Origin of the sequence: Vibrio sp. 10N.222.55.C6 (genome assembly GCF_041473395.1) — a bacterium.
Taxonomy (GTDB): Bacteria; Pseudomonadota; Gammaproteobacteria; order Enterobacterales; family Vibrionaceae; genus Vibrio; species Vibrio crassostreae_C.
In genome coordinates this window covers 1-502 of the sequence record NZ_JBFRSD010000533.1, presented here as the reverse complement: position 1 = coordinate 502, position 502 = coordinate 1, and the positions used below count along the sequence as shown (strand labels likewise).

The window sequence follows — 502 nt, the reverse complement described above, 5'->3', positions numbered from 1 at the left end:
TTACATTGTCAGTGTAAGACATTAGAAAAAATAGCTGCGAAAAACGCCCATGTTGTTATCCAAGTAAAGAAGAACCAACCTAAGTTGAGAGATGTCGTTGTCTCCCAATTTCAAACCGTTTTTGACGCGAAGAAAGAAAAAGTGGTGACGGAAGTAACGCAAACTCTGCATGGGAGAAAAGAAGAACAAATTGTGTTTCAACTCAAAGCAAAGCTTCCCCAGGAACTCGCGGAAAAGTGGACAACAATACGCAGTATTATTGCCGTAGAAAGTCACCGTACAATCAATGGAAAAGGCACTGTAGATACCTCGTATTATATCAGATCTCTTTCACCCAATCACAAGCTACTTGGTCATTATATCCGTCAACACTGGCGAATCGAAAACAGCCAACACTATGCTTTAGATGTTGTTTTTAAAGAAGACAGTTCACGAATCTGTTTAGAGGGTGCGGTGGAAAATATTGCTTTATTTAGACGTTTTGTGATGAACACGCTCAAAC

General features: G+C 39.8%; 1 protein-coding gene. It reads left to right on the top strand.

Translation table 11 applies throughout. The annotated features are described in order from the left end of the window. The coding region (locus AB4486_RS24945; protein ID WP_372119381.1) for an ISAs1 family transposase at window positions 1–502 on the top strand (502 nt) is incomplete at both ends.